Raw genomic sequence first — 1,344 nt, forward strand, 5'->3', positions numbered from 1 at the left:
AATCAAGACTCATTCCACATAGTCCCCCCTGACACAAAACTGTCAAATATTGTATCTGGAACTCGTCCGAAAAACAATGGCGGGGATGGAGAAAAAGAGCCGGCAATTTCGTGCAAGTTCAGTCTTGACAAATCGAACATATCTACGATAGGAGAATCAGCCCGGCAGGGCATCCCGACTTTGGGATGCCTTGCCGGGCTGTTTTTACTTTCAGCCGGAAAGGAGGTGATAGCACGAATCAAAACACAGCATGGCGTTACACGGATGCAGAGATGGACCTCGTCAGGAACACGGACCTGCCGAGCCTGCTGTCTTCGCTGGGCTACACCGTGAAGCGGATCGGCAGCTACTACACAGCGGCGGAGATGGACAGCCTTCGCATCAAGGACTCCACCCAATGGTACCGCTATTCCACCAGACAGCACGGGGACGCCATCACTTTCATCCAGGAGTTCTGCGGTAAGAGTTTCCGTGAGGCGGTGGATTATCTGCTTGCCTACCATGGACGATCCAGGGACTCCCCCAACCGGGACATGCCAGTCCCCCGTCCCAAGGCCGCGCCGCCCAAGGAGAAGCCCGCCTTCGCTCTGCCGCCCGCCCATGCGGACCAGCGGAGAGTGTTCGCATATCTCCGCAAGCGGGGCATCGCCGTTCAGGTGATCCGGGCCTTCATCGACGCCGGACTGCTCTATGAGGACCAGAAATACCACAACTGCGTGTTCGTTGGCAGGGATGGCAATGGCCGACCCAAATTCGCCAACAAACGCGGCACCTGTGACCTGAACGGCTCCGGCTTCAAAGCCGACGTCACCGGAAGCGACAAGAAGATCGGCTTCCGCCTGCCCTGTGACCCAGAGATCGAGGAAGTAGCCGTCTTTGAGGCCCCCATCGACCTCATGAGCTTCTGTACGTTCTGCCGAGAGGTGACCCATTACACCAGCATCGACCAGAAGCAGGATAACAACTCCTTGTCGGCCTTTGATCCTGGACGACGTATGCTTGAACGCCAAGGGCTACGAACGGCTTGTCGGGCTTTTGTCGCGGAGCGTTGGCGATGGCTGAGAAGAAACGGCTGAACCTCTCGTTCTCCATGGCCTCACCGCTCCAGCGGGAGGCATGGAGACTGCTGTGCGCGATTCCCGCCGGGCAGCGGACGGAGGCCGTGTGCCGGGCAGTCTGCCGGTCGCATGAACAGGACGCTCTGCTGAAGGCCGTCCGCGCCGCAATTCGGGAGGAACTTCGCAGTGTGGAATTTATCACAAGAACAGGAACGCAGGAGCAGCCGCAGACCGGAAGCGTGGATGACAATGTCCTCGACTTTCTGCGTTCGCTGTAAAAGGAAGG

2 protein-coding genes are annotated in these 1,344 nt (G+C 58.0%); both read left to right on the plus strand.

The window, feature by feature from the left end:
• Positions 1–272: 272 nt before the first annotated feature.
• Positions 273–1,076 carry a DUF3991 domain-containing protein gene (locus tag JX325_RS16900; protein ID WP_204792180.1) on the plus strand — a complete coding sequence of 268 codons (804 nt, stop codon included), beginning with the start codon at positions 273–275 and terminating at the stop codon, positions 1,074–1,076.
• Positions 1,055–1,336 carry a hypothetical protein gene (locus tag JX325_RS16905; protein ID WP_204792181.1) on the plus strand — a complete coding sequence of 94 codons (282 nt, stop codon included), beginning with the start codon at positions 1,055–1,057 and terminating at the stop codon, positions 1,334–1,336. The genes JX325_RS16900 and JX325_RS16905 overlap by 22 nt, the downstream gene beginning before the upstream one ends.
• The last annotated feature ends 8 nt before the right edge of the window (positions 1,337–1,344 follow it).

The organism is Oscillibacter sp. CU971 (genome assembly GCF_905219725.1).
Taxonomy (GTDB): domain Bacteria; phylum Bacillota; class Clostridia; order Oscillospirales; family Oscillospiraceae; genus Oscillibacter.